Source organism: uncultured Solobacterium sp. (genome assembly GCF_963517755.1).
Lineage (GTDB): Bacteria > Bacillota_I > Bacilli_A > Erysipelotrichales > Erysipelotrichaceae > Bulleidia.
Window position 1 is genome coordinate 71,653 of the sequence record NZ_CAUQGG010000002.1, and the last position, 25,397, is coordinate 97,049.

The window sequence follows — 25,397 nt, forward strand, 5'->3', positions numbered from 1 at the left end:
CATAATAGAGTCTTAAAATAGTAATGCGTATTAATAAAGGGGATTTTTATGGAACAAAGGAATGAACAATATTTGAAGGAAGTATGGGACAATCTCCTTCAATATTTGAGTGATAACCAACTAGTTGATGGAGTTATAATTAAGAATTTTTTCAGACCTTGTTTTTTATATGCAATCACAGATGAAAAAGTTATTATTGTAGCACCATCTATTATTCATAAACAGATTATTCAAAGCCAAAATAAAGAAATTGAAGCTTCTTTTATCGATCTTTTAAATGTAGATCACAATTTCATTGTAGAAGTACATTTGAAAGATGAATTAGCAATTCATAAAGTAGTAACTGCACCTATATCCAAGATTGATACAAGTGACTTTGTTTCACTACCAATTCAAAAAGATCGTAATTTTGATAATTTCGTTGTTGGAGACTGTAATCGAGAAAGTCACGCTGCCGCATTAGCTTGTGCAATGAGCCCTGGCAAGTTCTTTAACCCTTTATTTATCTATGGTAATTCAGGTTTGGGTAAGACACATTTATTAATGTCGATTGCCAATTATGTATTGAAAGTAGATCCTACTAAAAAGGTTTATTATACAGAATCTCTAAAGTTTGTTGAAACAGTTGTTAATGCAATCCGTAATAATAAAATTGATGAATTTAAACAATATATGTATTCTGTTGATTTATTACTCGTCGATGATATTCAATTCTTAGCCGGTAAAGAAAAATCACATGAAGTATTCTTCACAATTTATAACGAATTAGTAAATAATCGTAAGCAAATTTGTATTGCGTCTGATCGTTTACCAAAGGAAATTAAAGGTCTTGAAGATCGTTTAATTAGCCGTTTTTCTAGCGGATTATCTGTTGGTATCGATTCTCCTGAATTTGAAACATCACTAGCAATTCTTCAAATGAAGATTAAAACTAGTAGTTATTCCATTGAAGATGTTGATCAAGATGGATTAAATTATATTGCATCTAACTTTTCAGGAAATGTCAGAGACCTAGAAGGTGCTTGGAATCGTGTATTATTCTATGCAATTCAATTCCAACCAGATGGAGGATGTATTCGTTTTGATACAATCATGAATGCATTAAAGAATCAATCTGTTGTATCCGACAAGACTGGTTTATCTCCAAAGAAAATTATCAAAGTTGTCGCAGATTATTATGGCTTAACAAGACAACAAGTTACTTCAAAAACACGTACAAAGAATATTGCGAATGCTCGACATATTTCTATCTATTTATGTCGTAAATTACTCGATATTTCTTATATTAAGATTGGTGAAGAGTTTGGTGGTAGAGATCACTCGACTATCATTAGTGCATGTACGAAAGTTGAATCACAAATTGCTAAAGATAAAGCAATGTCTGCAGCAGTAAAAGAAATTGAAGATTACTTGAAAGCATAATTTATTCACAATTTTATCCACTGTAAAATAACATGTTACAATGCTAAAATAGTATTGTAAATAAAGGCTTTCTAAGAGTTTTCCACATTATCCACATACTTAATAAGAATAAATACTTAAAATACTTTAAATACACGGGAGAAAAAATATGAATTTAACAATTTCCAAAACAGAGTTTTATAACACATTACAGTTAGTATCAAGAGCTATCTCACCAAATTCTCCACAGACATCTTTAAGAGGATTAAAGATTGATGTTAAAGATAAATCAATGGTTGTGACTGGTAGTGATGCGGATATTTCAATCCAACGTACAATCACATCAAACGATAAGAATAAGTTAAATATTTTAGAAGAAGGATCTATTTTAATTGAATCTAAATACTTACTAGAAATCGTACGTAAGATTGATAGTGAAGAAATTCATGTTGAAATTATTGATGGTTCTCTTACTAAGTTCTCAGGTAATTCAGCTGTATTTAAAATCAATGGTATGAATCCACATGACTATCCTACAATTGATTTTTCAAAACCTGCAAACTCTGTTGTGATATCTTCTAATATTATGTCAGATATTATTGAACAAACAACATTTGCGACTTCCATCAAGGAAACAAAACCTGTATTAACAGGTGTTAACTTCCATCTTTCTGATAATACATTATGCTGCACAGCTACTGACTCTTATCGTTTAGCAAAGAAGACTATTCCATTTACAAGTTCTGATAGTTGTTTCAATGTCACAATTCCTTCTAAATCTTTAAATGAAGTAAAGGCTACAATGATTGGTGATGATGGTGAAATTCAAATCTACTTGAATGATAAGAAAGCACAATTTGTAAATGAAGATATGATTTTACAAACAAGATTATTAGATGGTGGATATCCAGAAACAGATCGATTAATTCCTAAAGAATTCAAATATACATTAGAAATAAGTCGTAGTGATTTAATTCACGCAATTGACCGTACAACCTTCATTAAGACAGATAATATGACAATTAACCGTCTACAATGTTCTACTGATGAGATTGTATTAACGAATAAGAGCCAGGAAATTGGTGAATCCCATGAAACATTAGTTGGTACATTTACTGGTGAACCTCTAGATATTAGTTTCTCAGGTAACTATGTTATGGAAGCTGCTAGATCAATTAGAGGAGATAAATTAAAGATTGAATTTGTAGGGGAAATGAGACCATTTATTCTTAGCAGTGAAGAAGATCCTACTATCTTACAACTTGTTCTTCCAGTTAGAACTTATAACTAATTTAATATTTATCCCAAGAAAGATTATTGAAATGATAATTTCTTGGGTTTTTATATGTTTTATAAAAATTAAATGTAAAGAAGTATTGACATTATGTTTTGACAAATTATAATAAAAATGTAAAGAGTTCTTTACAAAACAAAAGAAAGCTTTCTATCATTAAAAGGAGAAAAAATAATATGAAAAAATTAGATGAGATGGATAGAAATATCCAATTACAATCACAAGCATGGGGTTATAAATTTGCACTATTATCTCTATCTGGATGGACTTTATTTAATATCTACCAGAAAATCGCAAATGGAGTAAAACTTGAGATGATTCCTTGTTTTATTCTATGTTTATCATTATGTGTTCAAGGATTCTCTCAGCTGGCAATGAAACATGCCATGATTGACGGTGATGAAGAATATAAAGAGCCAAATAAAGTTTTACAATCCATTATTACTGCTGTTGTAGTAATTGTAGTTGTATTAGCTATTGGAACATATTTTTTTAAGAAGGCATAAAATATGAAAAATAAAATTAAACAATTAAGAAAAGCTGCAGGATTACGACAAGAAGATATGGCGAAAATGTTAGATGTAAGTAGACAAACAATTATCGCGATAGAAAATGATAAATACAACCCTACACTTGAACTTGCAATGAAGATTGCAAAATTATTAAAGATGCATGTAGAGGATATTTTCTCATTAGATTAAGATATTTATCATGATAAGTAAAATAATTTACATACTGTGAAATCTATAGAAAAATATTTGAATAGATTTCACAGTCTTTTTTATACTTGTAATAATTTATAGTTTTAATGTTTTAATTGTATGTAAATCTTTTGTTACTATAGCTGTATCAAATTTTAATTCAAATAGTATTAATGATTTTCCTGCAAACTCTATAGTATTTTTGTAATCTGGGATTTTAGCAATAAATTGATCAGCAACATCAAAAATAGTTTTAGAACTTTGTTTAACTGTTCCTTTAGCTTTGACATGTTCATTTCCTGAGTGAGGAATTGTTGTAAATGCTACATGTGGATTTGATTCTATTTCTTTGATTTTATCGTTTCCTTTAAAAGAAGAAAAGTAAAGTATATTTTCATTTGAATCAAAATAATAATTTACTATTCTCACATTTGGAACATTATTTACCGAAGTTGCTAATGCTATCTCTGTTTGTTCAGCCATAATTTTCAAAAATTCAGTTTTTATATTCATTTAAGAAGATCTCCTTTTTGATATTTTAATTATATAGAATAAATGTCATATATTTCTAATCCTTTAAAATTGAGATATAAATAAAAGAAAAATAACAGTCTTTTTTTCAAAAAATTGTAGTAATTTTAGGTTTAATTTTTTGATATAAATAATGTTCACAAATGCCTTTGTATAAAGGATTTTTTGTGGTTTTTATGATATAATTATTTTAGTTTTTTTAAGGTTTTTATGAAGGAGTTTACGATGGAAAAAATCACAACAGAATACATTACTTTACAGCAATTTATGAAACTCTCTGGTATTGTTTCCACCGGTGGTGAAGCAAAGCTAAGAATTAAGGAAATGGATATTGTTGTGAATGGTGAAAAAGAGAATCGTAGAGGTAGAAAACTCTATCCAGGCGACAAAGTAAAAATTGAAGGAAAGACTTATGTGGTTTTCTAATGTATATCAAAAATATCCAATTAAGAAATTTTAGAAACTATGAGAATGCATATATAGAGTTTAATCCAAGTATCAATTTAATCACTGGCGCAAATGCACAGGGAAAGACAAATCTATTAGAGAGTTTAGTTTATCTTTCATTAACTCGATCACATCGTATCGTGGATGATAAGAAATTGATTCGTAATGATGAGATGTTTGCGGGGATTGATTGTAAATTTGTGGATACAAATGAAAAAGATATTGAAGTTATCATTCATCCGAATGGAAAAACTCTTATGATTCACAAAAGACCACTTAAAAAGAGTAGTGAATTTATTGGTTTGTTAAATGTTGTTTTATTCTCACCAGATGATCTTAGAATTTTTAATGATCAACCGAAAGAGAGAAGACGTGTGATGAATCAAGAAATCACTAAGGTTTCTACAAAATATCTATTATCTTTAAATCAATATCAAATGTATCTGAAAGATAGAAATGCTTTGTTAAAGAGTGAAAAAATTGATTTCAATTATTTAGATATTTTAGATGAACAAATGGCTAAGGTAGAAGCACATATTATCCGTGAAAGAAGAAAGTTTATTGAAGTAATTCAATCTGTGATTTCTAAGATTTATCAGGAGTTATCAGGTAGTCAAATTAAACTTGAAGTTACGTATAAAACTTTCGTTGAGGATATAGAAGAATTAGAAGAGAAGATTCTAGAGATTCATAGAGAATCACGTCAGAAAGATATGGAATATCATATTACAAAAGTTGGTATTCATTTAGATGACTTGATATTTAAGATGGATGATCAAAATTTAATTTACTTTGCAAGTCAGGGTCAAAAGAGAATGGTAATGTTGTCGTTTAAATTAGCTTTACTAAATTACATTAAGTTAATGACTAAGAAACAACCAATTCTACTTTTGGATGATGTGTTAAGTGAACTAGATTACAGTCGTCAAAAGAAGTTATTACAAATGGTACAGCGTGATTTTCAATGCATTATCACGACGACAGAAATTCCTGATTTTCTGAAACATGCAGACATGACGGAATTTCGTATAGAAGGTGGAAAAATCTTTCCACTTACAGGAGGTAAGTAATGAGCGATAAATTAGAGCAGGTAACGGAAGTATCTGAAGACAGTGAACTTGTATTAGGACAAGAGATGGATATGAAAGTTACCCACACTTATAACGACTCTGATATTCAGGTCTTAGATGGCTTGGAAGCTGTACGTAAAAGACCAGGTATGTATATCGCGTCAACTTCTTCAAAGGGTTTACATCACCTAGTTTGGGAAATAGTTGATAATGGTATCGATGAAGCAATGGCTGGGTATGCATCAACGGTTACTGTAACTGTTGATAAAGACAATATTATTACAGTTGAAGATGATGGTCGTGGTATGCCTACTGGTATTCATGAAAAAACAGGTAAGTCTACAATTGAGACTATTTTCACTGTCTTACACGCTGGTGGTAAATTCGGTGGTGGCGCTTATAAAGTGTCTGGTGGTTTACATGGTGTAGGTGCGTCTGTTGTAAATGCATTAAGTAGTTGGTTAGAAGTAAGTGTTTTCCATGATGGAAAAGAATACTATATTCGTTTTGAGAATGGTGGTCATCCTGTAGGAACTCTTGTGGAAAAGGGAACATGTCCTACGGATAAGCATGGTTCCACAGTTCGCTTTAAAGCAGATCCAACAATCTTTACAGAAACAGTTGTATATGAACATGACATTTTACGTGACCGTTTACGTCAGCTAGCTTTCTTGAATAAGAGTATCTGCTTAAAGTTTAATGATTTACGTGAAGAAGATGAATCTAAGCGTCATTATGTATTTAAGTTTGATGGTGGTTTAAAACAATATACTGAATTCTTAAATCGTAATCGCGAAGTTATAAATCATGAAATTATTTATAGTGAAGGTTATGAAAATAATATCCAGGTAGAAGTAGCATGTCAGTATAACGATGGTTATAATCCTAATATTTATACTTTCTGTAATAATATCAATACTGCTGAAGGTGGTACGCATGAAGAAGGTTTCCGTCTTGCGTTAAATCGTGTCATTAATAAGTATGCGCGTGATACAGGATTCTTAAAAGAGAAGGATGATAATCTTACGACGGATGACTGTCGCGAAGGTTTAACTGCTGTTATTAGCGTGAAACATCCAGATCCTCAATATGAAGGACAGACAAAGACTAAATTAGGTAACTCTGAAGTACGTAAGATTGTTTCAGATATCTTTGGTACTCAATTAGAACGTTATCTAATGGAAAATCCTGATGAAGCAAAAGCTATCTTAGAAAAGGTTGCGTTAGCTTCACAAGCGCGTATGGCTGCAAAGAAGGCTCGTGAATTAACAAGAAGAAAGAGTGCTTTAGAAGTAAGTCCACTTCCTGGTAAGTTAGCAGATTGTTCATCGAAAGATGCGTCTATCTGTGAAATCTATATCGTCGAGGGACAATCAGCCGGTGGTTCCGCAAAACAGGGAAGAGATTCACACTTTCAAGCAATTCTACCGTTAAGAGGTAAGATTCTAAACGTAGAAAAGGCTAGACAATCTCGTATTTATGAGAATGCGGAAATTCGATCTATGATTACCGCTTTTGGTTGTGGTGTGAGTGAAGAAATTGATCTTGAGAAGTTACGTTATCACAAGATTGTTATTATGACCGATGCCGATGTCGATGGTGCACATATTCGTACATTGTTATTGACATTCTTCTACCGTTATTTACGTCCATTATTGGAACAGGGTTATATCTATATTGCACAACCACCACTCTATAAGGTTCAAAAGGGTCAGACAGTGCGGTATGCATATACGGATAACCAGTTAGAAGAAGTAAAACGTGAACTAGGCGATCGTCTCAGTATTCAACGTTATAAGGGATTAGGTGAAATGAATCCGGAACAGTTGTGGGAAACGACAATGGATCCTAAGAATCGTACATTGATTCGAGTTGCAGTTGGTGATGCGGAAGCAGCTGACTATAACTTTACAATGTTGATGGGTGAAGAAGTTGAACCACGTAAGAACTTTATTGTAGAAAACGCACACTTTGCGGAAAACTTGGATATTTAGAAAGGAGATAAATTACAATGGCTTTAGATGATTTTATGGAATTTGACGAAAGTAATTTTGATCCTGGACATATTACAGAAACAGAATTAACAAAAGAAATTCGTCGTGACTTTTTGGAGTATTCGATGTCAGTTATCGTATCACGTGCATTACCAGATGTACGTGATGGTTTAAAACCTGTACAGAGAAGAATTTTATTCTCTATGCATGAGATGAACATCGGACCAGACAAGGCATATCGTAAGAGTGCACGTATTGTCGGTGATACGATGGGTAAATATCACCCACATGGTGACTCTTCTATCTATGGTGCGTTAGTTTATTTAGCACAACCATGGAATATGAGAACTGTATTAGTTGATGGACATGGTAACTTCGGTTCGATGGATGGTGATGATCCAGCTGCGATGCGTTATACCGAAGCACGTATGTCTAAGATTGCGGTTGAAATGTTACGTGATCTTGAAAAAGATACAGTTGATATGGTTGATAACTATGATGGTCAAGAAAAAGAACCTACAGTTCTACCATCACGTTATCCAAACTTAATCGTAAATGGTTCTTCTGGTATTGCGGTAGGTATGGCAACGAATGTTGCGCCTCATAACTTAGGAGAAACAATCGATGGTATTTTTGCGGTTATGGATAACCCGGAAATTACAGCGACTGAACTCATGAATTACATGAAGGGTCCTGACTTTCCTACTGGTGCTTATATCTTAGGTAGATCAGGTATCCGTCAGGCATTTGAAACTGGTCGTGGATCAGTAATTATGCGTGCTAAGACAAAGATTGAAGAAATGCCAAATGGCAAATCTCGTATCGTAGTCTATGAATTACCTTACATGGTAAATAAAGCTAGTTTGGTAGAGAGAATCGCAACTCTAGTTCGAGATAAGGTAATTGAAGGTATTACTGACTTACGTGATGAATCTAATATGGATGGTATTCGTGTTGTAATTGAATTACGTAAAGATGTTCAACCAGATGTTATGTTAAATCAGTTATATCGCTCTACTCCTCTACAATCTAACTTTGGTGTAAATAACGTTGTATTATTCAATGGTGTTCCTCGCCAAGCGAGTATGATTGATCTTCTAAAGGGATATATCGCATTCCAAGATGAAGTAATCGTACGTCGTACACAGTTTGATTTAAAGAAAGCACAAGATCGTGCACATATCTTAGAAGGTTTACGTATTGCGGTCGATAATCTCGATGCGATCATTCATACAATTCGTGATTCTCGTGATCCTAATGAAGCGATGTCACGTTTGATGGAAGGCTTTGGACTTGATGAGATTCAAGCAAAGGCAATCTTAGATATGCAGTTTAGAAGACTAACTGGTCTTGAACGTGAAAAGATTGAAAATGAATATCAAGATTTATTAATAAAGATTGCGGATTTCCAGGATATTCTTTCTAACCATGCAAGAGTATTACAAATTATTCGTGATGAATTGAGTGAAGTGAAAGCGAAGTTTAATGATCCACGTCGTAGTGAGATTATTGACGCAATCGCTGATGTAGAAGATGAAGACTTGATACCTGTTGAAAACATTATTATTACGTTATCTTCAAACGGATATATTAAACGTTTAACAACAGATACATACCATGTACAAAACCGTGGTGGTAAGGGTATCAAGGGTATGGAACTCCATAAGGATGACATTATTGATCAGTTTATCAGTATGTCTACCCATGACCACTTATTAGTATTTACAGATAAGGGTAAAGTATATCGTATCAAAGGATATAATGTGCCTGAATTTAGCAGAACAAGTAAGGGTATTCCTGCCATCAACTTAATTAGTATGGATAAGACAGAGAATATTCGTGCTCTTGTGCCATATAGTAAAGACCATGATTCCAAGTTCTTATTCTTTGTTACTAAGCAAGGTATCATCAAACGTACTACATTTGATGAATATGAAAACATCAATAAGAACGGTAAGATTGCGATTAAGTTGAATGAAGATGATGAACTTGCATTCGTAAGAAGTACTGATGGCAATGCGGAAATTATCATTGCAGGTTCAAATGGTAAGGCAGTTCGTTTCCTTGAAAACACAGTTCGTCCTCTAGGACGTACAGCACGTGGTGTGAAGGGATTCAATGTTGATGGTGGTTATGTCATTGGTCTAGCAACAAATCTTGAAGGTGAATATATCTTAACGATTACAGAAAATGGATTTGGTAAGAAGTCTGCGTTAGCTGATTATCGTATGACACGCCGTGGTGCACGTGGTGTTAAGACAGTTAACGTAACAGAGAAGTCCGGTAAGCTTGTATGTATGCGTGCTGTAAGAGGCGATGAAGACTGCATGATTATGACTGCTGGCGGTATTGTAATCCGTATATCTCTCAACCAGGTATCTGTATATAGCCGTTCTGCACAAGGTGTGAAGGTAATTAATGTGAAGGATGATATTGTCTCATCAGTAGCGATACTTGAACCAGAGGAAGATTCAGAAGTAGTAGATATCTCTCATAACGAAGTATTAGATGAAGGTGTCTTTGAAGATACATCAGATGATGAAGATATCATTGATAACGATGATGAAGAAGTAACAGATTCTGATTCAAAAGAATAAAAAATAGGATAGAGTGAATTTATCACTCTGTCCTTTTCTTTTTGAGTATAAAAAAACTTCCGTAGCAAAATGCAGAAGTTTTAATGTAAGATTACTTTTTCTTCGTAGTCTTCTTAGCTGGTTTAGCAGCTTTCTTTGTTACTGGTGCCTTTGTTGTTTTCTTTGTAGTTACTGGTTTTGCGACTGTCTTCTTAGTAACTTTCTTTGCAGCAGGCTTAGCAACTGTCTTCTTAGCTACTGGTTTTGCGACTTTCTTAGCCGGAGTAGTTTTTTTGGCAAGTTTCTTTTCAGTCTTTACTGTTGCCTTCTTAGTTGGTTTCTTTGAGGCAGTCTTTTTTCCATTCTTTTCCATATCTGCAATAATTAGATCACATAAGTAACCCTTTACAGATTCTTTAGCTTCAAGCCAAGCGATAACTGTTTTCTCAACTTTATTATTAAAGCGGACTGAGAATGAGCGGTAGTTGTTTCTGTTGTAGTTGTTGTTATACTCTAACTTCTGTTTGTACTGCGACTTTTTTGCCATACCTATTCTCCTTATTATTAAAACAACTGAGTTGTTTAATCATTTTAAATATATCACTGTTTTGCTACATTGACAAATTAATGTCAAAATGATTAAATTATTTTGTAAAAACGTCGATAGAGAATAGTAGTACAAAAGCATTTTCAGAAAGGTAACGGATGATGTGAGTTATCATTGTGATGTATGAATCCACTCTTGAGTGAAACTAATACTTTCCGGTTGTCCCGTTATCACTAATGAAGTGGTTAAATTGTTTCACGTGAAACAATTTAACAAAAAGGGTGGCACCGCGTTGACATCGTCCCTTTGATGGATGATGCTTTTTTATTTTTAGGAAGAGGTAAATTATGATAGATATTAATCTAATTAGAGAAAATCCAGATTTAGTAAAAGAAAACATCAAAAAGAAGTTCCAAGATGAAAAGTTAGTACTTGTTGATGAAGTACAAAGTTTGGATGCAGAGTATCGTGCAGCGAAAACACGTGGAGATACTCTACGTGGAGAGAGAAATAAGATTTCCAAACAAATCGGTCTCTATATGAGAGATAAGAATATCGAAGCTGCAGAACAGGCAAAACAATCCGTAAAGGATATGGATGCGGAATTGGAAAGTTTAGAAGTTAAAGAAGCTAAACTAGCGGAAGAAATCAAAAATAGAATGATGGTAATCCCAAATATCATCGACCCTTCTGTTCCAATTGGAAAAGATGATTCTGAAAATGTAGAAATCAAAAAATATGGAGAACCAGTCGTTCCATCATTTGAAATTCCATATCACACAGATATCCTAGAAAAACTTGCAGGCATTGATATTGATAGTGCAGGAAGAACATCAGGTAATGGTTTCTATTATTTACAAGGAGATATTGCTAGATTGCATTCATCTATCTTATCTTACGCTAGAGACTTTATGATTAATCGTGGATTTACATATTTCATTCCTCCATTCATGATTCATAGTAGCGTTGTAACAGGTGTTATGAGCTTTGCGGAAATGCAGAATATGATGTATAAGATTGAAGGCGAAGATCTATATCTTATCGGTACATCGGAACATTCAATGATTGGTCGCTTTATGGGGCAAATCTTAAAAGAAGAGGATTTACCATATGCTTTAACTTCATATAGCCCATGTTTCCGTAAGGAGGTTGGTGCACATGGAATTGAAGAGAGAGGTCTCTATCGTGTACACCAATTTGAAAAACAAGAAATGGTTGTAGTATGTAAGCCAGAAGAATCTAAGGATTGGTATGATAAGCTATGGCAGAATAGTGTTGATTTCTTCCGCTCTTTAGATATTCCAGTGAGAACGTTGGAATGCTGCTCTGGTGATTTGGCAGATCTTAAGGTGAAGAGTTGTGATGTTGAAGCTTGGTCTCCACGTCAGAAGAAATACTTTGAAGTTGGAAGTTGCTCCAATTTAGGTGATGCACAGGCTAGAAGACTTGGAATTCGTATTAAGGGTGAAAAGGGTAACTACTTTGCACATACACTAAATAACACAGTAGTAGCTCCACCACGTATGTTAATTGCCTTTGTTGAAAATAACTTAAATGAAGATGGATCTCTAAATATTCCAGAACCACTTAGACCTTATATGGGTGGACAGGAAAAGATTGTTCCTCCAACAAAGAAGAAGAGCTTCTAAAAACCAAGGATTGTTTCACGTGAAACAATCCTTTTAAAATACACTCTTGGACAAGTAGGATAAATTTGCTATAATCATACATGGCACAGCATACATACATTGAACCTGGTCAGGGCCGGAAGGCAGCAGCCATAGATGTCCCTGTATCGCGTGTGCCACTTTTATTTTATGAAAACACACGAAGAATATATGGAACTAGCTCTAGAAGAAGCTAGAAAAGCAGAAGAAATAGATGAAGTGCCTGTTGGATGTGTCATAGTATGTGATGGAGAAGTAATTTCACGTGGACATAATCTCAAAGAACAACTGAACCAGGCATATGCACACGCAGAAATGATGGCAATTCAGAAAGCTGCAGAAATAAAGGGTAACTGGTGTCTTAATGATTGTGACTTATATGTAACATTAGAGCCATGTATGATGTGTACAGGAGCTATCAATCTTTCTCGTATTAGAACGGTATATTACGGTACACAAGATCCAAAGGGTGGCTGTTTGGAGACGGTGATTGATTTAAAGAAGATAAATCGATTAAATCATTATCCTAATATTGTAGGGAATATCCTACGAAAAGAGTGCAGTGAAATACTAACAAAGTATTTCCGTAAAAAACGAGAAATAAAAAAACAGAAAAATAAAGCCAATATACAGTGAATTCCTACATGTGAATGTAGGAATTTTGTTATAATGAATATACTGGGAGAAAAATAATGTCAAAGCAAGCGTTATATCAAAAATATCGTTCTGCAAACTTCGAAGAAGTAGTAGGACAAGAGTATATAGTTCAATCGATTAAAAATGCAGTGCGTGAGCATAAAGTGGGCCACGCATATCTTTTCTGTGGCCCAAGAGGTACAGGAAAGACTACAATGGCAAGACTTCTTGCAAAAGCAGTAAACTGCGAACATCCAGAGAAGGCCCCATGTGAAGAATGCGATAACTGTAAAGCCGCAAATAACGGAATGCATCCAGATATTATTGAAATTAACGCTGCGAATGAAACTCACGTGGAAGATATCCGCGATTTAATTGATCGCAGTAAACTTGCGCCTATGCAAGGCCACCATAAGGTGTATATTGTGGACGAGGTTCATCAGTTGTCCAGCGCCGCATCCAGTGCATTACTGAAGACATTAGAAGAACCACCAGAAAATGTAATCTTTGTGCTAGCTACAACAGACCCACAAAAGTTATTACCAACAATTATTTCGAGATGCCAGCGCTTTGACTTTACAAAATTACGTAAAGATCAAATCAAGGATCATCTATTAGATATCGCTAAGAAAGAGAACATCTATTTAGATGAAGAAGCGGCAGAGAATATTGCAGTGTTATGTGATGGTGGTATGCGTGATGCACTAAGTATTATGGACCAATGTGCTTCCTATACAAGTGATCATATTACAGCAGAAGAAGTAGATCATATCTATGGATTAGCATCTGTTGAAGAAAAGATAAATTTAATTCATTCAATTCATGCAGGTAACTTAGAAGATATCTTAACAAGAATTAAGAAATATGAACACCAAGGTATCGACTTCCAAAAGTTTACGGATGGAATGATTGATATTTTAAAGGATATAGTAATTTATCATTCTACGAAGAAAGATAAATTACTAAAATTAATTTCAAAAGAACAGGCTGAAAATCTATCGGAAACCTTATCACAGAAAACATGCACGCATATAATTGAAAAGATGTTTGATTCTAAAGATAAGTTTAGAATTGCGACCTCCTCAGCAAGCTGCTTTGAAGTAATTTGCTTAGGTTTAGCAATTAAACCTACCACAGAAACAGTAGTGGTTGAAAAGCGTGTGGAAGTTTCATCTCAACAAAAAGAAAGTGAGTATGTTGTTCCTACAGTAAAACTGAAAGAACCGGAAAAAACGGTAGAACAACCACAGGAAATTAAAGTAGAACAAAAGCCATTAGAGCCAATAAAGACAGAGTCTTCTATAAGTTCTAATGAATTATCAGGCGATGAAATATTGACACTTCTTGTACAATGCCAGAAAGCAATTAAATACGAAGATGATGAGAAGTTCAACAAAATTCATAGCTTGTTTGATATGAATAGTAAGAAATATACATCACTACTAGAAGAGACAAGAATAGTAGCAAGTGGACTTGATTGTATTGTACTAGCTACAGACTCCAAAGTACTCGCAAATCGAATGAATGAACCAATGATGAATCAAGAGTTATATCAATTTATAAGAGAAACATTAGGAATTGATAAGATGTTGTATATTGCTACAAATGATGCAATGAAAGAAGCAACTCTTAAATTTATCGAATTAAAGAAAGCGGGTAATTTGCCACAACCAAAATCAATTGTTCGATACACAATTAAAAAACCACAAGAAGTATCAACAGAAGATAAAGTAAAAGCAATGTTTAACCCAGAAATTTTAGAAATAGAGGAATGAAAAATGGATATTCAGAAATTAATGGAACAAGCTCGCCAGATGCAAGATAATCTTGGCAAAATCGAAGAAGAACTAAACGCCACTGAATACGAAGGCAAAGCAGGTGGAAATGGCGTAAAGGTTGTTGTAAATGGAAGAAATGAAGTTCAATCTGTAGAAATCGCAGATGATCTCATGTCAGTAGACAACAAAGAAATGTTACAAGATTTAATTCTTATCGCAGTTAATGAAGCAGTAGATAAGGCGTTCCAAGATAGAGAAAATAAACTTGGTTCAGCCACAAGTGGATTAAAACTTCCAGGGATGTAAAGAATGTATCCAAAAAGTTTAACCGAACTGATTGAGCGATTGAAATTCTTGCCTGGTGTTGGTGAAAAAACAGCGGAAAGATATGCATTTTCTATCATGGAAATGAATTTACAAGAAGCTAAAGAATTTGCGCAAGCAATTAATAACGTTCATGAAAAAATAACACATTGTAGAATATGTGGAAATCTTTCGGAGAAGGATGAATGTGAAATCTGTCGCGATGATAGTCGTAATCAGAAGCAGATTTTCGTAGTACAGTCTCCTAAAGATGTTATTGCAATGGAAAAAACAGCAGAATATCGTGGCACATATCACGTATTAAATGGTTTGATTTCTTCAAGTAAGGGAATCATGCCAAATGACTTAAATATTGACTCATTACTTGCAAGACTTCCTGAAGCGGAGGAAGTGATTTTAGGAACGAACATTACAATTGATGGGGAAACGACCGCGATGTATTTAGATAAACTGATTACATCACGCTACCCACATGTGTTAGTGACTCGAATTGCACACGGACTTCCGTCAGGTGGAATGCTCGACTACGCAGATGAAATGACACTTGCACACGCATTAGCAGACCGTCGCAAGATGAAATAGAAAAGAGGTGTTTCTATGAACACAGATTTAAAGATTGCACAAGCAGCTGTCCTGGAGCCAATTGATAAAATTGCGCATAAAGCAGGAATCCCAGAAGAGTACTTGGAAATGTATGGCAAAGAAAAAGCCAAAGTAAACATTAAACTCATGGAAACACTAAGAGATAAACCAGATGGAAAACTGGTATTGGTAACTGCAATCAACCCAACAAAAGCAGGTGAAGGAAAGTCCACAACGACGATTGGGTTAGCGGATGGATTATCTAAGGTTGGCAAGAATGTGATGGCATGTTTACGCGAACCATCATTAGGACCAGTCTTTGGCTTAAAGGGTGGCGCAACTGGTGGAGGATATGCACAGGTAGTTCCAATGGAATCTATCAACCTGCACTTTACAGGTGACATGCATGCAATCACAACAGCCAATAACTTAATTGCAGCTATCTTAGATAATTCAATCTTCCAAGGAAATCCGCTTAATATCGACCCGACAAGAGTTACTTGGAAACGTTGCTTAGATATGAATGATCGTACACTACGTGACATTACAATTGCACAGAAGAAGAAATCGAATGGTGTTGAAAGAGAAGACCATTTTGTGATTACAGTAGCTTCTGAAGTAATGGCCATCTTATGTCTTTCAAAAGATTTACAGGATTTTGAAAAGAGAATTGGAAAAGCAGTTGTTGCGTATACATACGATGATCAACCAGTAACTGTGAATGATATTCAAGCTGCTGGTGCTGCTACAGTCGTGATGAAGGAAGCGATTAATCCAAACTTAGTACAAACTTTGGAACATACTCCAGCATTCATACATGGTGGACCATTCGCAAACATTGCGCATGGATGTAACTCAGTTATTGCTACTAAGATGGCTCTTAAATTGGCTGATTATGTAGTAACTGAAGCAGGGTTTGGTGCAGATTTAGGAGCTGAAAAGTTCTTAGATATTAAATGTCAATTAGCAGAACTAGAGCCTTCAGCGGTTGTAGTAGTCGCAACAATTCGCGCTCTTAAGATGCACGGAGGTGTTGAACAAGATAATCTTGATCAACCAAATATCGAAGCTATGCTTGCAGGCGCGAAGAACCTGCAAAAACACATTGAAACAATTCAAAGCTTCAAACTTCCATTTGTTGTCGCTATCAACAAGTTCGCAAAAGATAGTAAAGAAGAAGTAGATGCGTTACTTGCGTGGTGTCATGAAAATAACTATCCGGTTGCGGAAGCAGATGGATGGGCAAAAGGTGGAGATGGTATGCTAGATCTTGCAAATAAGGTTGTAGAGATTACAGACCATGCAGGCAAGTATCAACCAATCTATGATGTGGAAGATTCCATTGAAACAAAAATCACAAAGATTTGTGAAATAGTTTATGGTTCAACACTTGTAGAATTTAGCAAACTAACCAAAACAAAGATACAGGACTTTATCAAACATGGATGGGATAAGTTACCGGTATGTATGGCAAAGACGCCATTATCGCTGAGTGATGATCCTGCCCTTAAAGGAAGACCAGAAAACTTTGTGACACATATTACAGATATTTCGATATCTGCTGGTGCGGGATTTGTGGTTGTTTACACTGGCAATGTACTCACAATGCCGGGACTTCCAAAGATGCCTGCAGCAGTCAATATGGGTGTTGATGAAAATGGAGAAACCTACGGCTTATTCTAATTAATATAGAAAGGAGGAATCGTAATGGGGTCTATTGCATATGTAACAGATGAAAAGATGCTTGCATATCATCGCTTATGTCGAAATCAATCGATACTATTTTGGAGATTATCCAATAAGAAGTTTACAGATTTCCACAAAGGAGATTTATTATTCTTTTTTGCAAGACCAAATCATGGGCGTAAGAAAGCTTTGATAGGCTACGCACATTATGATTCTGAGATTAACCTTTCTTTGAAACAGATGTGGAATCGCTATGGAGATTCTACTGGATATGAAACACAGGATGGGCTCTATGCAGCGATAGAAAAAGCATCTCGTGGAAATATACCTCCACAGATGAACTGTTTGTATTTAACAAACGTTGTATTCTTCTTATCTCCAGTCTATCCAGATGATGTTGGTATCTCGATACAAAACAATCTTGAAAGTTATTGTTATCTAGATAAAGATAGTCCAAAGATAACAGCCAAGATTCTACAACAAGCACAAAAACATGGTATCGACCTCTGGAGTGCAAATCCAAATATCACCCCAGAAGAAATCTTTAAAGAAGATGCCACAAAACATTACCTAGCAGTCATCTCTCAAGAGATTGGACAAGATAGTGGAAATGAAAGACAACAACGTACGATAGAACGGTACGCAAAACAAAAAGCAAAAGAATCTGGTTGGGAGCTAATTCGTGGTAGTAATAGAGAGTGTATTCGCATGAATGGTAATGAAATACAAATTGCGATTCCTTTCGTATCACAAGTCAAAGAACAGCCTCAAAAGATTCGCGAATATATAGGACGGCTAACGATGTATCGTTTGTTGGCCAAGCATCAGGGTTTGGAAGGCAAAATCAGATTTGAAATACTTTCCCCAAATATACCTGACGAATTAAAGGAAATGGTGGAAGAAATAAACAATGAGTGATTTTGATATTATTGTTATCGGTGGTGGCCATGCAGGGATTGAAGCTGCCCTAGCCTCTGCACGATTAAAAAAGAACACATGTCTTCTCACGTTGAAGATAGAAAATATTGGTAAGATGCCATGTAACCCATCAGTAGGTGGACCTGCAAAAGGGATTGTCGTACGAGAAATTGACGCACTAGGTGGTCAAATGGCTATCACTGCGGATAAGACAGCACTGCAATTCAAGATGCTAAATGGCGCAAAGGGTCCAGGTGTACGTGCACTACGTGTACAATCAGATAAACTTGCATACAAGCGTATGATGCAAAATATCTGTTTACATCAAGAAAACCTAACCATCATTGAAGGTATGGCAACTAAACTAAACGTAACCAACAACAAAGTAACAGGTGTTACGTTAAAAGATGGCACAATCTTAAATGCCAAGATTGTAATAGTAACAACAGGCACATATATGGCAGGTGTAAATATGATTTCATCAGAAGTTACACCAGGTGGCCCGGATCTTGAACCTACAACTGGAGACTTATCAGAGTCTTTGCGAGAGTTAGGTTTGAGAACCTTCCGTTTAAAAACAGGAACACCGCCAAGAATCCTACGCTCATCAATTGATTTTAGTAAAACCAAGCTAGAACCAGGGACAGAAGGTTTCTTACATTTCTCAGAATTAACCACAAGAGAAGATGTATTACCATATGACAATCAAGTGTGTTGCCATATGACATATACAACCCCAGAAACACATGAATATATTTTAGGTAATCTTAATAAATCCAGTATGTACTCTGGTGTTGTAAAGGGAGTTGGACCTCGTTATTGTCCATCGATTGAAGATAAACTTGTGCGTTTTAAAGATAAGCCAAGACATCTATTATTCTTAGAACCAGAATCACTTGAGTTAGATACTATCTACCTACAGGGATTCTCTACATCTCTTCCAAGAGATATACAAGAAAAGATGGTACATTCACTACCTGGTTTTGAAAATGCAATCATTAAGAAATATGCGTACGCTATTGAATACGATGCAATTGATCCAATTCAAATGAAGCCAAGTTTTGAATCGAAGATTATCGAAAATTTATTTACAGCAGGTCAAGTTAACGGAACATCAGGATATGAAGAAGCTGCCGGACAAGGTTTACTTGCAGGTATTAATGCATGTATGAAACTCGATGGAAAAGAGCCACTTATTCTAGCAAGAAACGAAGCATATATTGGTGTCTTAGTTGATGATCTAACAACCAAAGGTACATTAGAGCCATATCGTTTATTAACATCACGTGCAGAGTTTAGATTGTTGCTGAGACATGATAATGCTGACCAACGACTGATTGAATATGGTCGTCAAATTGGACTGGTTAGTCAAGAAAGATATGATGCATATCTAGCAAAGATGGAAAATATCGAGAAGTTAGAACAACATCTATCTGAAACTACATTCGTACAAGATGAAGAAAAAGTACATGCATACCTCACATCACTAGGTTATGAAAGTGATGCACATATTGGTATTAATGGCATTGACTTGGTTAAACGACCAAACGTTACAACAAAAGAACTTCTCGCTACAATCGGAGAAGAAGTTGATGAAGAAATCGCTAACCAGTGTGATATCGAACTAAAATATGCAGGCTATATCGATAAAGCAAAACGAGAAGCCAATAAGTTAAAAGAGATGGATGGTATCAAGCTAGGAGTCGATTTCAATTATGATGAAGTTGATAATCTATCAATTGAAGGTAGACAGAAACTCACAAAATATAAACCGGCTACGATGGGACAAGCATCCAGAATATCAGGTGTAAATCCGGCTGATATTGCAGTACTTGCGATAGCAATCAAACAAGGAAAAGGAAGATAAGAAATGAAATACACAGACGTAGTATCAAATGTAAATGTCTATGGAATGGAATCTGCAGTTATGGGTTCAAAATATCCAATGGCTGTTGATTTAACAAAAGTAGACGGAACAATCGTTCCGCGTACACATGCACTTGCGAATGCGAAGCCGGGAAGTGGCCATGATAACTTCTTAAATGGAATTATCGTACAGTTCGACCTTACATTTACAAACAAGGCATGGGTAGAAGCGGAACGCTATCATTTCCTAGACTTTATCAGTTCACAATCCACAATGCACCGCATCACAAAGTTTAATTTAGATGAGGTGTATATCTCCTATACAGATCCACGCATTATCGAAATCATGAAAGAAAAAGTAAATTCCTACAACGAATTAACACAGAAGATTTCTGATAAGAAATTAGCTGGAGAAGATGTAACTGAGTTAAATGAAGAAGCAAAAGTAAAGTACCTTGAGATTCTTTACTCCAATCCAGCAGGTTTTAGAATCACTGCACGTATGACAACAAACTACCGTCAGTTAAAGACAATTTACGCACAGCGTAAGACACATCGCCTACCAGAATGGCGTGCATTCTGTGACTGGGTAGAGACATTACCTAACGCTTCATTTATTGTAAATAACGACGTAAAATAAGGCTTATTTATAATTTGTGGAAAACTATTTTATCCACAAATTAAAACATATTTATTTAAATTGTGGATAAATCAACTCTCCACAATTGTGGAGAAAAAAGTTATCAACATATTTTCATCTTTCACAGGGAACGTGATGGTGATAGAATAGGTCACACAGAGACTATGACAATACAAGAACTGATAGAAAAAGCAGCAGAGCTACAAATTTCGCTGTCAGAAATACAAGTTAAACAGCTTGAACAATACGCCCAACTTTTGGCTGAGTGGAATGAAAAAATGAATCTTACGGCCATCACAGAACATGGTGAAATATTAGAGAAACATTTCTACGATTCCATCTTGCCATTAGGAAAAGCTAAGATATTTGGAAATGTAGCAGATGTTGGAACTGGAGCTGGGTTTCCAGGGCTGGTTTGGAAAATCGTCAAACCAGAATTAGATGTGGCACTTATTGAACCAACAGGAAAACGGTGCACATTTTTAGAAGAAGTAATTCATCAACTGCATTTAGAAAACATCCATGTTTATAACACACGTGCAGAAGAACAGGTTAAAACAGACCGCGAACAGTACGATGTGGTAACTGCTAGAGCAGTCGCAAACTTACGTGTCTTATCTGAATTATGCATTCCACTTGTTAAAGTGAATGGATTATTCCTGGCGATGAAAGGCATGCAGGGGAATGAGGAAGCTAAAGAAGCAGCACATGCGACCAAGGTGCTTGGCGTAGAGCTAGAAGAAACACAGGATACATCTTTATATACAGGAGATATGCGAGTGAACTTATATTACCGCAAAATAAGTCACACGCCGCAACAATATCCACGCAATTACGGGCAAATAAAAAAGAAGCCTTTATAAGGGAGGGTTATATGCCAAGCATTTTAAGTATATTCGATCGAAAAGATACCAATCGCATCGTAGATATCCCAACGGAGAAAATTGTCCCATCAAGATATCAACCAAGATTGGTGTTTGATGAAGAAGCTTTACGTGAATTAGCACTCTCAATAAAAGAGAACGGATTAATTCAACCGATTACTGTTCGAAAGATTGATGATATATACGAAATTATTACGGGAGAGAGAAGATTCCGCGCATGTAAGATGATTGGTTTTAAAGAAGTGCCATGTTATATCATGTCACCAAATGAAAACCAAGCAGCACAGATGGCACTGGTTGAAAATATCCAACGTGAAAATCTAACCGCAATCGAAGAGGCGAAAAGCTACTTACAAATTATGCGTCAATCTGGCTTGACCCAAGAACAGGTAGCACAAAAAGTGGGTAAGTCACAATCCGCAGTAGCCAATAAGATTCGCTTATTAAATTTACCAATTGAGATTCAGGATGCGGTCATGGAAACAAAAATTACAGAACGTCACGCACGTGCATTATTAACAGTACCTAGTGATAGACAAAAAGAAGTGTTCCATCATATCGTCGCAGCTGAATTTAATGTAAGACAAACAGAAGACTATATCGCAAGTCTTGATGATATTCCAAAGAAGAAACATAAACATCAAAAGACAAAGGGTTTCTCTCGGAGTACACAGATTGCGGTAAATACAATTAATCAGAGTATTAAATTGATTAATAAAATGGGTATTCAAGCAAAAGTAGAAACGGAAGATAGACCAGAAGAAGTATGCATGATCATCCGTTTCCCAAAGAATTCATAGGGGAGAAGTATTATGGGAAAGATCATCGCAATCGCAAACCAAAAGGGTGGTGTAGGGAAAACAACAACATCCATGAATCTGGCATCTGGCTTATCATATATCGGTAAAAAAGTACTCTTAGTAGACTTCGATCCACAGGGAAATGCGACCCATGGTATCGGTGCACACAAAGTAGGCTTTGATAAGACGGTATACGATATCTTGATGAGAGATGAAAACGTGGATGATGTAAAAGTTACGCTACAGATGCCACCATTAGATGTACTACCATCAACCATCGACTTATCTGGTGCAGATGTCGATATGGCTCAATACGAAACAGGTCGTGAACAACTATTAAAGAGAAAACTAGAAGCGGTAAGAAATCAATATGATTACATCATTATTGATTGTCCACCAGCACTAGGTCTATTGAATACAAACGCATTAACAGCAGCAGACTCTGTAATGATTCCGGTACAGTGTGAATACTTTGCGCTAGAAGGATTAACACAGTTATTAAGTACGATTCGTTTGGTTCAGAAATTATGGAATCCACGATTATCTATCGAAGGTGTACTTCTAACAATGTTTGATGTACGTACAAAGTTATCTGTAGAAGTACAACAGGAAGTACGTAAATACTTTAAGGAAAAGGTTTACCACTGTTTCATCCCACGAAATGTACGCTTATCAGAAGCTCCATCTCGTGAACAATCAATTTTTGAGTATGATACCCGTTCGGAAGGTGCGCGCGCTTACGCACAACTTGTAAAAGAAGTAGTTACACAAAACGAAAGGATCAAACGATAGTAAATGGCAGAGAAAAAACAAAAAGGCTTAGGACGTGGTTTAGATTCTATCTTCGGATCAAATGTTGAACAGTTCCTTGATGACATTCAAAGTAGCGCGAAGGAAGTACCAGGCAGAAGAGAAGTAGAAATTGCAATTGAAGAAATCAGACCAAATCCTTATCAGCCAAGAAAAGAATTTGATCAAACTGCGTTAAATGAATTAGCAGATTCTATTCGAACACATGGAATCTTTACACCATTACTCGTACGTAAGAGTGTCAGTGGTTATGACTTAATTACTGGTGAAAGACGTTTACGTGCAGCGAAGATTGCCGGGCTTAAAGTCGTGCCTGCAATTTCTGTAGAATTTACAGAAGAACAAATGATGGAAATTGCCATCTTAGAAAACGTACAACGTGAAGACTTAAACGCAATTGAAGAAGCTGCAGCCTATGATTCACTTGTGAAGAAATTAGGCTATACACAAGAAAAACTGGCAGAGAGAGTTGGTAAATCTCGTGAATATTGTGCAAATATCATGCGACTCTTAAAACTTCCATCTGAGGTCCAAAAATTAGTCGTAGATAAAAGACTCGCAATGGGACATGTACGTCCATTACTTGGATTAAAAGATGAGACGGAAATGCTTGATGCGGCTGAGAAAATCTTGAAGGAAAAGATGTCAGTTCGTGAAGTAGAAGCCTATGTTAGAGATATTAATGCAGAAGAAGTAAAACCAAACAAAACAAAACCAGAAAAGAAACGCGATCCAATCATTCACGATTTAGAACATCAGATTTCTGTGAAGCTTGGCACGAAAGTAACAATTCAGAACAAAAAACTTACAATTCAATATACAGATACAGCAGATTTAAACCGTATCTTAGAAATATTGAATTGCTTAGATGAAGGCTAACTATTGTGAAAAAATACTTTTTCACACATATTTAAAAAAGAATATAATGCAAGTAACTGGAAGTAATAAATGACAAATCATACTTGGAAAATATACTATGCATTCGTTCTGATTAGTTTTGTTTTCTTGCCGTTCCACTGGCAATGGACGACAGGTTGGTTGTTAGGATCATTTGCCGCATTTATTATTTATAAAAGAACAGAGATTTTCGCAAAGCGAGTATTAAGTATGCAATCCTCATCTGGAAGCTACTTCAACTTCGCTATCAATTATGCATTGATGGCTGCAGTATTAGTCATCAGTGCCGTCTTTCCACAATATCTCAATGTTCTAACATGCGCGATTGGTCTTTCAACAATTAAATTAGCAATTATATTTCATGTGGCAGTCATAGAGAGAGGACGGTGAAGACATGACAATACAATCGGACGTATATGTAATCATATTGATTACAATCGTCCTAGCAATCGCGATGATATTATTGTCAAAGAAAATTAATAAGGCAGATCCATTAGAAAAACCAAAAGGTATCGTCGTACCGATTTTATTAGTAACGGAAACTGTATATAAAACGGTACGAACAAATGTAGGTAAGAAAGTAGCGGATAAATTGACACCGTATATCTTAACGTTATGGGTATATATCTTTATCAGTAATACAATTTCGCTATTTGGACTAAGTTCACCGACAGCTAATTTTAGCGTAACGATTACATTATCATTTCTAACTTGGTTAATGATTCAGGTTGCAGAACTAAAATATGGTGGCTTTAAAGCTTACATGCATGCATTCTTAGAACCAATAGCACCGATGTTGCCAATGAATATCATCGGTAAGTTCTCAACGATGTTATCCATGGCATTACGTTTATTCGGTAATATCACTTGTGGTTCTATTATGATGTCCCTGGTATATATGGGGACAGCAAATCTATCAAATGCAATCGCAGGATTAGTTGGTATCCAAGGAACAGTATTTAATTTCATGGCTCCAATTATCACCCCAATATTACATATGTATTTTGATTTATTTGCAGGGTTTATTCAAACATTGGTATTTGTCACTTTGACAATCGTACTTTTAGGAAACGATATTCCTGAAGAAGAAAAAGATTAAAAGGAGAAAAAATTATGGAAAAGGGTTTAATCGCAATTGGTGCAGGTATCGCAGTATTTACAGGATTCATGACAGGTTTAGGTGAAGGTACAGTAGCCGCTCACGCATGTGACGCTATCGGTAAGAATCCAGAAGCAGAATCAAAGATTCGTTCCACAATGATTTTGGGTATTGCGTTATCTGAAACATGTGCTATTTACGGTTTGTTAGTTTCTATTCTTCTTATTTTCGTATACTAATTGAGGCTTT

Annotated in this window: 26 protein-coding genes, 1 other RNA gene and 1 other annotated feature; of the genes, 25 read left to right on the forward strand and 2 right to left on the reverse strand. The window is 35.4% G+C overall.

Features of this window, described 5'->3' with window-relative positions:
• Positions 1-48 precede the first annotated feature (48 nt).
• From dnaA to RWM19_RS01735, 4 genes are all read left to right on the forward strand, one after another.
• Positions 49-1,422, forward strand: a complete 1,374-nt coding sequence (gene dnaA / locus RWM19_RS01720) for a chromosomal replication initiator protein DnaA (protein WP_294021978.1) — start codon at positions 49-51, stop codon at positions 1,420-1,422.
• A 148-nt stretch (positions 1,423-1,570) separates the two neighbouring features.
• Positions 1,571-2,692: a DNA polymerase III subunit beta gene (dnaN, locus tag RWM19_RS01725; protein WP_294022701.1), complete on the forward strand. Its 1,122-nt coding sequence runs from the start codon at positions 1,571-1,573 to the stop codon at positions 2,690-2,692.
• Between the two features lie 179 nt (positions 2,693-2,871).
• Entirely contained in the window at positions 2,872-3,201 is a 330-nt protein-coding gene (locus RWM19_RS01730) for a hypothetical protein (protein ID WP_313982987.1), read from the forward strand.
• A gap of 3 nt (positions 3,202-3,204) precedes the next feature.
• Entirely contained in the window at positions 3,205-3,396 is a 192-nt protein-coding gene (locus RWM19_RS01735; protein WP_294022699.1) for a helix-turn-helix transcriptional regulator, read from the forward strand.
• Between the two features lie 96 nt (positions 3,397-3,492).
• Here RWM19_RS01735 and RWM19_RS01740 read toward each other — a convergent pair whose 3' ends face one another.
• Entirely contained in the window at positions 3,493-3,909 is a 417-nt protein-coding gene (locus tag RWM19_RS01740) for a pyridoxamine 5'-phosphate oxidase family protein (protein ID WP_294020626.1), read from the reverse strand.
• A gap of 243 nt (positions 3,910-4,152) precedes the next feature.
• Here RWM19_RS01740 and yaaA point away from each other — a divergent pair, with 243 nt between their 5' ends.
• From yaaA to gyrA, 4 genes are all read left to right on the forward strand, one after another.
• Positions 4,153-4,353: a S4 domain-containing protein YaaA gene (gene yaaA, locus RWM19_RS01745; RefSeq protein WP_028078761.1), complete on the forward strand. Its 201-nt coding sequence runs from the start codon at positions 4,153-4,155 to the stop codon at positions 4,351-4,353.
• On the forward strand, positions 4,353-5,444 hold the full coding sequence (gene recF, locus RWM19_RS01750) for a DNA replication/repair protein RecF (protein ID WP_313982990.1): 1,092 nt from the start codon (positions 4,353-4,355) through the stop codon (positions 5,442-5,444). Before yaaA ends, recF begins: the two co-directional genes overlap by 1 nt.
• A gap of 65 nt (positions 5,445-5,509) precedes the next feature.
• Positions 5,510-7,438, forward strand: a complete 1,929-nt coding sequence (gyrB, locus tag RWM19_RS01755; RefSeq protein WP_314776540.1) for a DNA topoisomerase (ATP-hydrolyzing) subunit B — start codon at positions 5,510-5,512, stop codon at positions 7,436-7,438.
• Between the two features lie 17 nt (positions 7,439-7,455).
• A complete protein-coding gene (gene gyrA, locus RWM19_RS01760; RefSeq protein ID WP_313982994.1) occupies positions 7,456-10,035 on the forward strand; it encodes a DNA gyrase subunit A in 2,580 nt (859 codons plus the stop codon).
• Between the two features lie 91 nt (positions 10,036-10,126).
• On the opposite strand, the gene RWM19_RS01765 is transcribed toward gyrA, so the two are convergent.
• A complete protein-coding gene (locus tag RWM19_RS01765) occupies positions 10,127-10,561 on the reverse strand; it encodes a hypothetical protein (protein ID WP_313982996.1) in 435 nt (144 codons plus the stop codon).
• 104 nt (positions 10,562-10,665) lie between these two features.
• Positions 10,666-10,870, forward strand: a binding site (T-box leader).
• Between the two features lie 38 nt (positions 10,871-10,908).
• Here RWM19_RS01765 and serS point away from each other — a divergent pair.
• The 17 genes from serS (at position 10,909) to RWM19_RS01850 (ending at position 25,387) form a co-directional block, all read left to right on the forward strand.
• Positions 10,909-12,210, forward strand: a complete 1,302-nt coding sequence (gene serS / locus RWM19_RS01770) for a serine--tRNA ligase (protein WP_294020632.1) — start codon at positions 10,909-10,911, stop codon at positions 12,208-12,210.
• A 73-nt stretch (positions 12,211-12,283) separates the two neighbouring features.
• An RNA gene (ffs, locus tag RWM19_RS01775) (signal recognition particle sRNA small type) lies at positions 12,284-12,381 on the forward strand.
• Between the two features lie 18 nt (positions 12,382-12,399).
• A complete protein-coding gene (locus RWM19_RS01780) occupies positions 12,400-12,864 on the forward strand; it encodes a nucleoside deaminase (RefSeq protein WP_399553430.1) in 465 nt (154 codons plus the stop codon).
• A 56-nt stretch (positions 12,865-12,920) separates the two neighbouring features.
• On the forward strand, positions 12,921-14,639 hold the full coding sequence (gene dnaX, locus RWM19_RS01785) for a DNA polymerase III subunit gamma/tau (RefSeq protein ID WP_313983000.1): 1,719 nt from the start codon (positions 12,921-12,923) through the stop codon (positions 14,637-14,639).
• Between the two features lie 3 nt (positions 14,640-14,642).
• The gene (locus tag RWM19_RS01790; protein WP_294024622.1) at positions 14,643-14,948 is read left to right on the forward strand and encodes a YbaB/EbfC family nucleoid-associated protein; all 306 of its coding nucleotides are present in this window, start codon (positions 14,643-14,645) and stop codon (positions 14,946-14,948) included.
• A gap of 3 nt (positions 14,949-14,951) precedes the next feature.
• Positions 14,952-15,548: a recombination mediator RecR gene (gene recR, locus RWM19_RS01795; RefSeq protein WP_294020637.1), complete on the forward strand. Its 597-nt coding sequence runs from the start codon at positions 14,952-14,954 to the stop codon at positions 15,546-15,548.
• 15 nt (positions 15,549-15,563) lie between these two features.
• Positions 15,564-17,231, forward strand: coding sequence for a formate--tetrahydrofolate ligase (locus RWM19_RS01800; protein ID WP_313983003.1), 1,668 nt, complete (start codon positions 15,564-15,566; stop codon positions 17,229-17,231).
• A gap of 24 nt (positions 17,232-17,255) precedes the next feature.
• On the forward strand, positions 17,256-18,152 hold the full coding sequence (locus tag RWM19_RS01805; protein ID WP_313983005.1) for a hypothetical protein: 897 nt from the start codon (positions 17,256-17,258) through the stop codon (positions 18,150-18,152).
• Positions 18,145-20,019 carry a tRNA uridine-5-carboxymethylaminomethyl(34) synthesis enzyme MnmG gene (gene mnmG / locus RWM19_RS01810; protein ID WP_313983007.1) on the forward strand — a complete coding sequence of 625 codons (1,875 nt, stop codon included), beginning with the start codon at positions 18,145-18,147 and terminating at the stop codon, positions 20,017-20,019. The genes RWM19_RS01805 and mnmG overlap by 8 nt, the downstream gene beginning before the upstream one ends.
• A 3-nt stretch (positions 20,020-20,022) precedes the next feature.
• Complete coding sequence (locus tag RWM19_RS01815) at positions 20,023-20,658, forward strand: hypothetical protein (protein ID WP_313983009.1); 636 nt, start codon at positions 20,023-20,025, stop codon at positions 20,656-20,658.
• Between the two features lie 164 nt (positions 20,659-20,822).
• On the forward strand, positions 20,823-21,521 hold the full coding sequence (gene rsmG / locus RWM19_RS01820) for a 16S rRNA (guanine(527)-N(7))-methyltransferase RsmG (RefSeq protein ID WP_313983011.1): 699 nt from the start codon (positions 20,823-20,825) through the stop codon (positions 21,519-21,521).
• Between the two features lie 11 nt (positions 21,522-21,532).
• A complete protein-coding gene (gene noc / locus RWM19_RS01825) occupies positions 21,533-22,342 on the forward strand; it encodes a nucleoid occlusion protein (RefSeq protein WP_313983013.1) in 810 nt (269 codons plus the stop codon).
• Between the two features lie 12 nt (positions 22,343-22,354).
• Positions 22,355-23,134: a ParA family protein gene (locus tag RWM19_RS01830; RefSeq protein WP_294020645.1), complete on the forward strand. Its 780-nt coding sequence runs from the start codon at positions 22,355-22,357 to the stop codon at positions 23,132-23,134.
• Positions 23,135-23,137: 3 nt separating this feature from the next.
• Positions 23,138-24,031 (forward strand): ParB/RepB/Spo0J family partition protein, encoded by an 894-nt coding sequence (locus RWM19_RS01835; RefSeq protein WP_313983016.1) that lies wholly within the window; start codon positions 23,138-23,140, stop codon positions 24,029-24,031.
• Between the two features lie 69 nt (positions 24,032-24,100).
• The gene (locus tag RWM19_RS01840; RefSeq protein ID WP_313983018.1) at positions 24,101-24,439 is read left to right on the forward strand and encodes an ATP synthase subunit I; all 339 of its coding nucleotides are present in this window, start codon (positions 24,101-24,103) and stop codon (positions 24,437-24,439) included.
• A gap of 4 nt (positions 24,440-24,443) precedes the next feature.
• A complete protein-coding gene (locus RWM19_RS01845) occupies positions 24,444-25,148 on the forward strand; it encodes a F0F1 ATP synthase subunit A (protein ID WP_294020649.1) in 705 nt (234 codons plus the stop codon).
• A 14-nt stretch (positions 25,149-25,162) separates the two neighbouring features.
• Positions 25,163-25,387: a F0F1 ATP synthase subunit C gene (locus RWM19_RS01850; RefSeq protein WP_294020650.1), complete on the forward strand. Its 225-nt coding sequence runs from the start codon at positions 25,163-25,165 to the stop codon at positions 25,385-25,387.
• Positions 25,388-25,397 lie beyond the last annotated feature (10 nt).

Excerpts from the sequence above, each read along its gene's own strand:
- dnaA (WP_294021978.1), top strand. The coding sequence starts at position 49 with ATGGAACAAAGGAATGAACAATATTTGAAGGAAGTATGGGACAATCTC.
- dnaN (WP_294022701.1), top strand. The coding sequence starts at position 1,571 with ATGAATTTAACAATTTCCAAAACAGAGTTTTATAACACATTACAGTTA.
- RWM19_RS01730 (WP_313982987.1), top strand. The coding sequence starts at position 2,872 with ATGAAAAAATTAGATGAGATGGATAGAAATATCCAATTACAATCACAA.
- RWM19_RS01735 (WP_294022699.1), top strand. The coding sequence starts at position 3,205 with ATGAAAAATAAAATTAAACAATTAAGAAAAGCTGCAGGATTACGACAA.
- RWM19_RS01740 (WP_294020626.1), bottom strand. The coding sequence starts at position 3,909 with ATGAATATAAAAACTGAATTTTTGAAAATTATGGCTGAACAAACAGAG.
- yaaA (WP_028078761.1), top strand. The coding sequence starts at position 4,153 with ATGGAAAAAATCACAACAGAATACATTACTTTACAGCAATTTATGAAA.
- recF (WP_313982990.1), top strand. The coding sequence starts at position 4,353 with ATGTATATCAAAAATATCCAATTAAGAAATTTTAGAAACTATGAGAAT.
- gyrB (WP_314776540.1), top strand. The coding sequence starts at position 5,510 with ATGGATATGAAAGTTACCCACACTTATAACGACTCTGATATTCAGGTC.
- gyrA (WP_313982994.1), top strand. The coding sequence starts at position 7,456 with ATGGCTTTAGATGATTTTATGGAATTTGACGAAAGTAATTTTGATCCT.
- RWM19_RS01765 (WP_313982996.1), bottom strand. The coding sequence starts at position 10,561 with ATGGCAAAAAAGTCGCAGTACAAACAGAAGTTAGAGTATAACAACAAC.
- serS (WP_294020632.1), top strand. The coding sequence starts at position 10,909 with ATGATAGATATTAATCTAATTAGAGAAAATCCAGATTTAGTAAAAGAA.
- RWM19_RS01780 (WP_399553430.1), top strand. The coding sequence starts at position 12,400 with ATGGAACTAGCTCTAGAAGAAGCTAGAAAAGCAGAAGAAATAGATGAA.
- dnaX (WP_313983000.1), top strand. The coding sequence starts at position 12,921 with ATGTCAAAGCAAGCGTTATATCAAAAATATCGTTCTGCAAACTTCGAA.
- RWM19_RS01790 (WP_294024622.1), top strand. The coding sequence starts at position 14,643 with ATGGATATTCAGAAATTAATGGAACAAGCTCGCCAGATGCAAGATAAT.
- recR (WP_294020637.1), top strand. The coding sequence starts at position 14,952 with ATGTATCCAAAAAGTTTAACCGAACTGATTGAGCGATTGAAATTCTTG.
- RWM19_RS01800 (WP_313983003.1), top strand. The coding sequence starts at position 15,564 with ATGAACACAGATTTAAAGATTGCACAAGCAGCTGTCCTGGAGCCAATT.
- RWM19_RS01805 (WP_313983005.1), top strand. The coding sequence starts at position 17,256 with ATGGGGTCTATTGCATATGTAACAGATGAAAAGATGCTTGCATATCAT.
- mnmG (WP_313983007.1), top strand. The coding sequence starts at position 18,145 with ATGAGTGATTTTGATATTATTGTTATCGGTGGTGGCCATGCAGGGATT.
- RWM19_RS01815 (WP_313983009.1), top strand. The coding sequence starts at position 20,023 with ATGAAATACACAGACGTAGTATCAAATGTAAATGTCTATGGAATGGAA.
- rsmG (WP_313983011.1), top strand. The coding sequence starts at position 20,823 with ATGACAATACAAGAACTGATAGAAAAAGCAGCAGAGCTACAAATTTCG.
- noc (WP_313983013.1), top strand. The coding sequence starts at position 21,533 with ATGCCAAGCATTTTAAGTATATTCGATCGAAAAGATACCAATCGCATC.
- RWM19_RS01830 (WP_294020645.1), top strand. The coding sequence starts at position 22,355 with ATGGGAAAGATCATCGCAATCGCAAACCAAAAGGGTGGTGTAGGGAAA.
- RWM19_RS01835 (WP_313983016.1), top strand. The coding sequence starts at position 23,138 with ATGGCAGAGAAAAAACAAAAAGGCTTAGGACGTGGTTTAGATTCTATC.
- RWM19_RS01840 (WP_313983018.1), top strand. The coding sequence starts at position 24,101 with ATGACAAATCATACTTGGAAAATATACTATGCATTCGTTCTGATTAGT.
- RWM19_RS01845 (WP_294020649.1), top strand. The coding sequence starts at position 24,444 with ATGACAATACAATCGGACGTATATGTAATCATATTGATTACAATCGTC.
- RWM19_RS01850 (WP_294020650.1), top strand. The coding sequence starts at position 25,163 with ATGGAAAAGGGTTTAATCGCAATTGGTGCAGGTATCGCAGTATTTACA.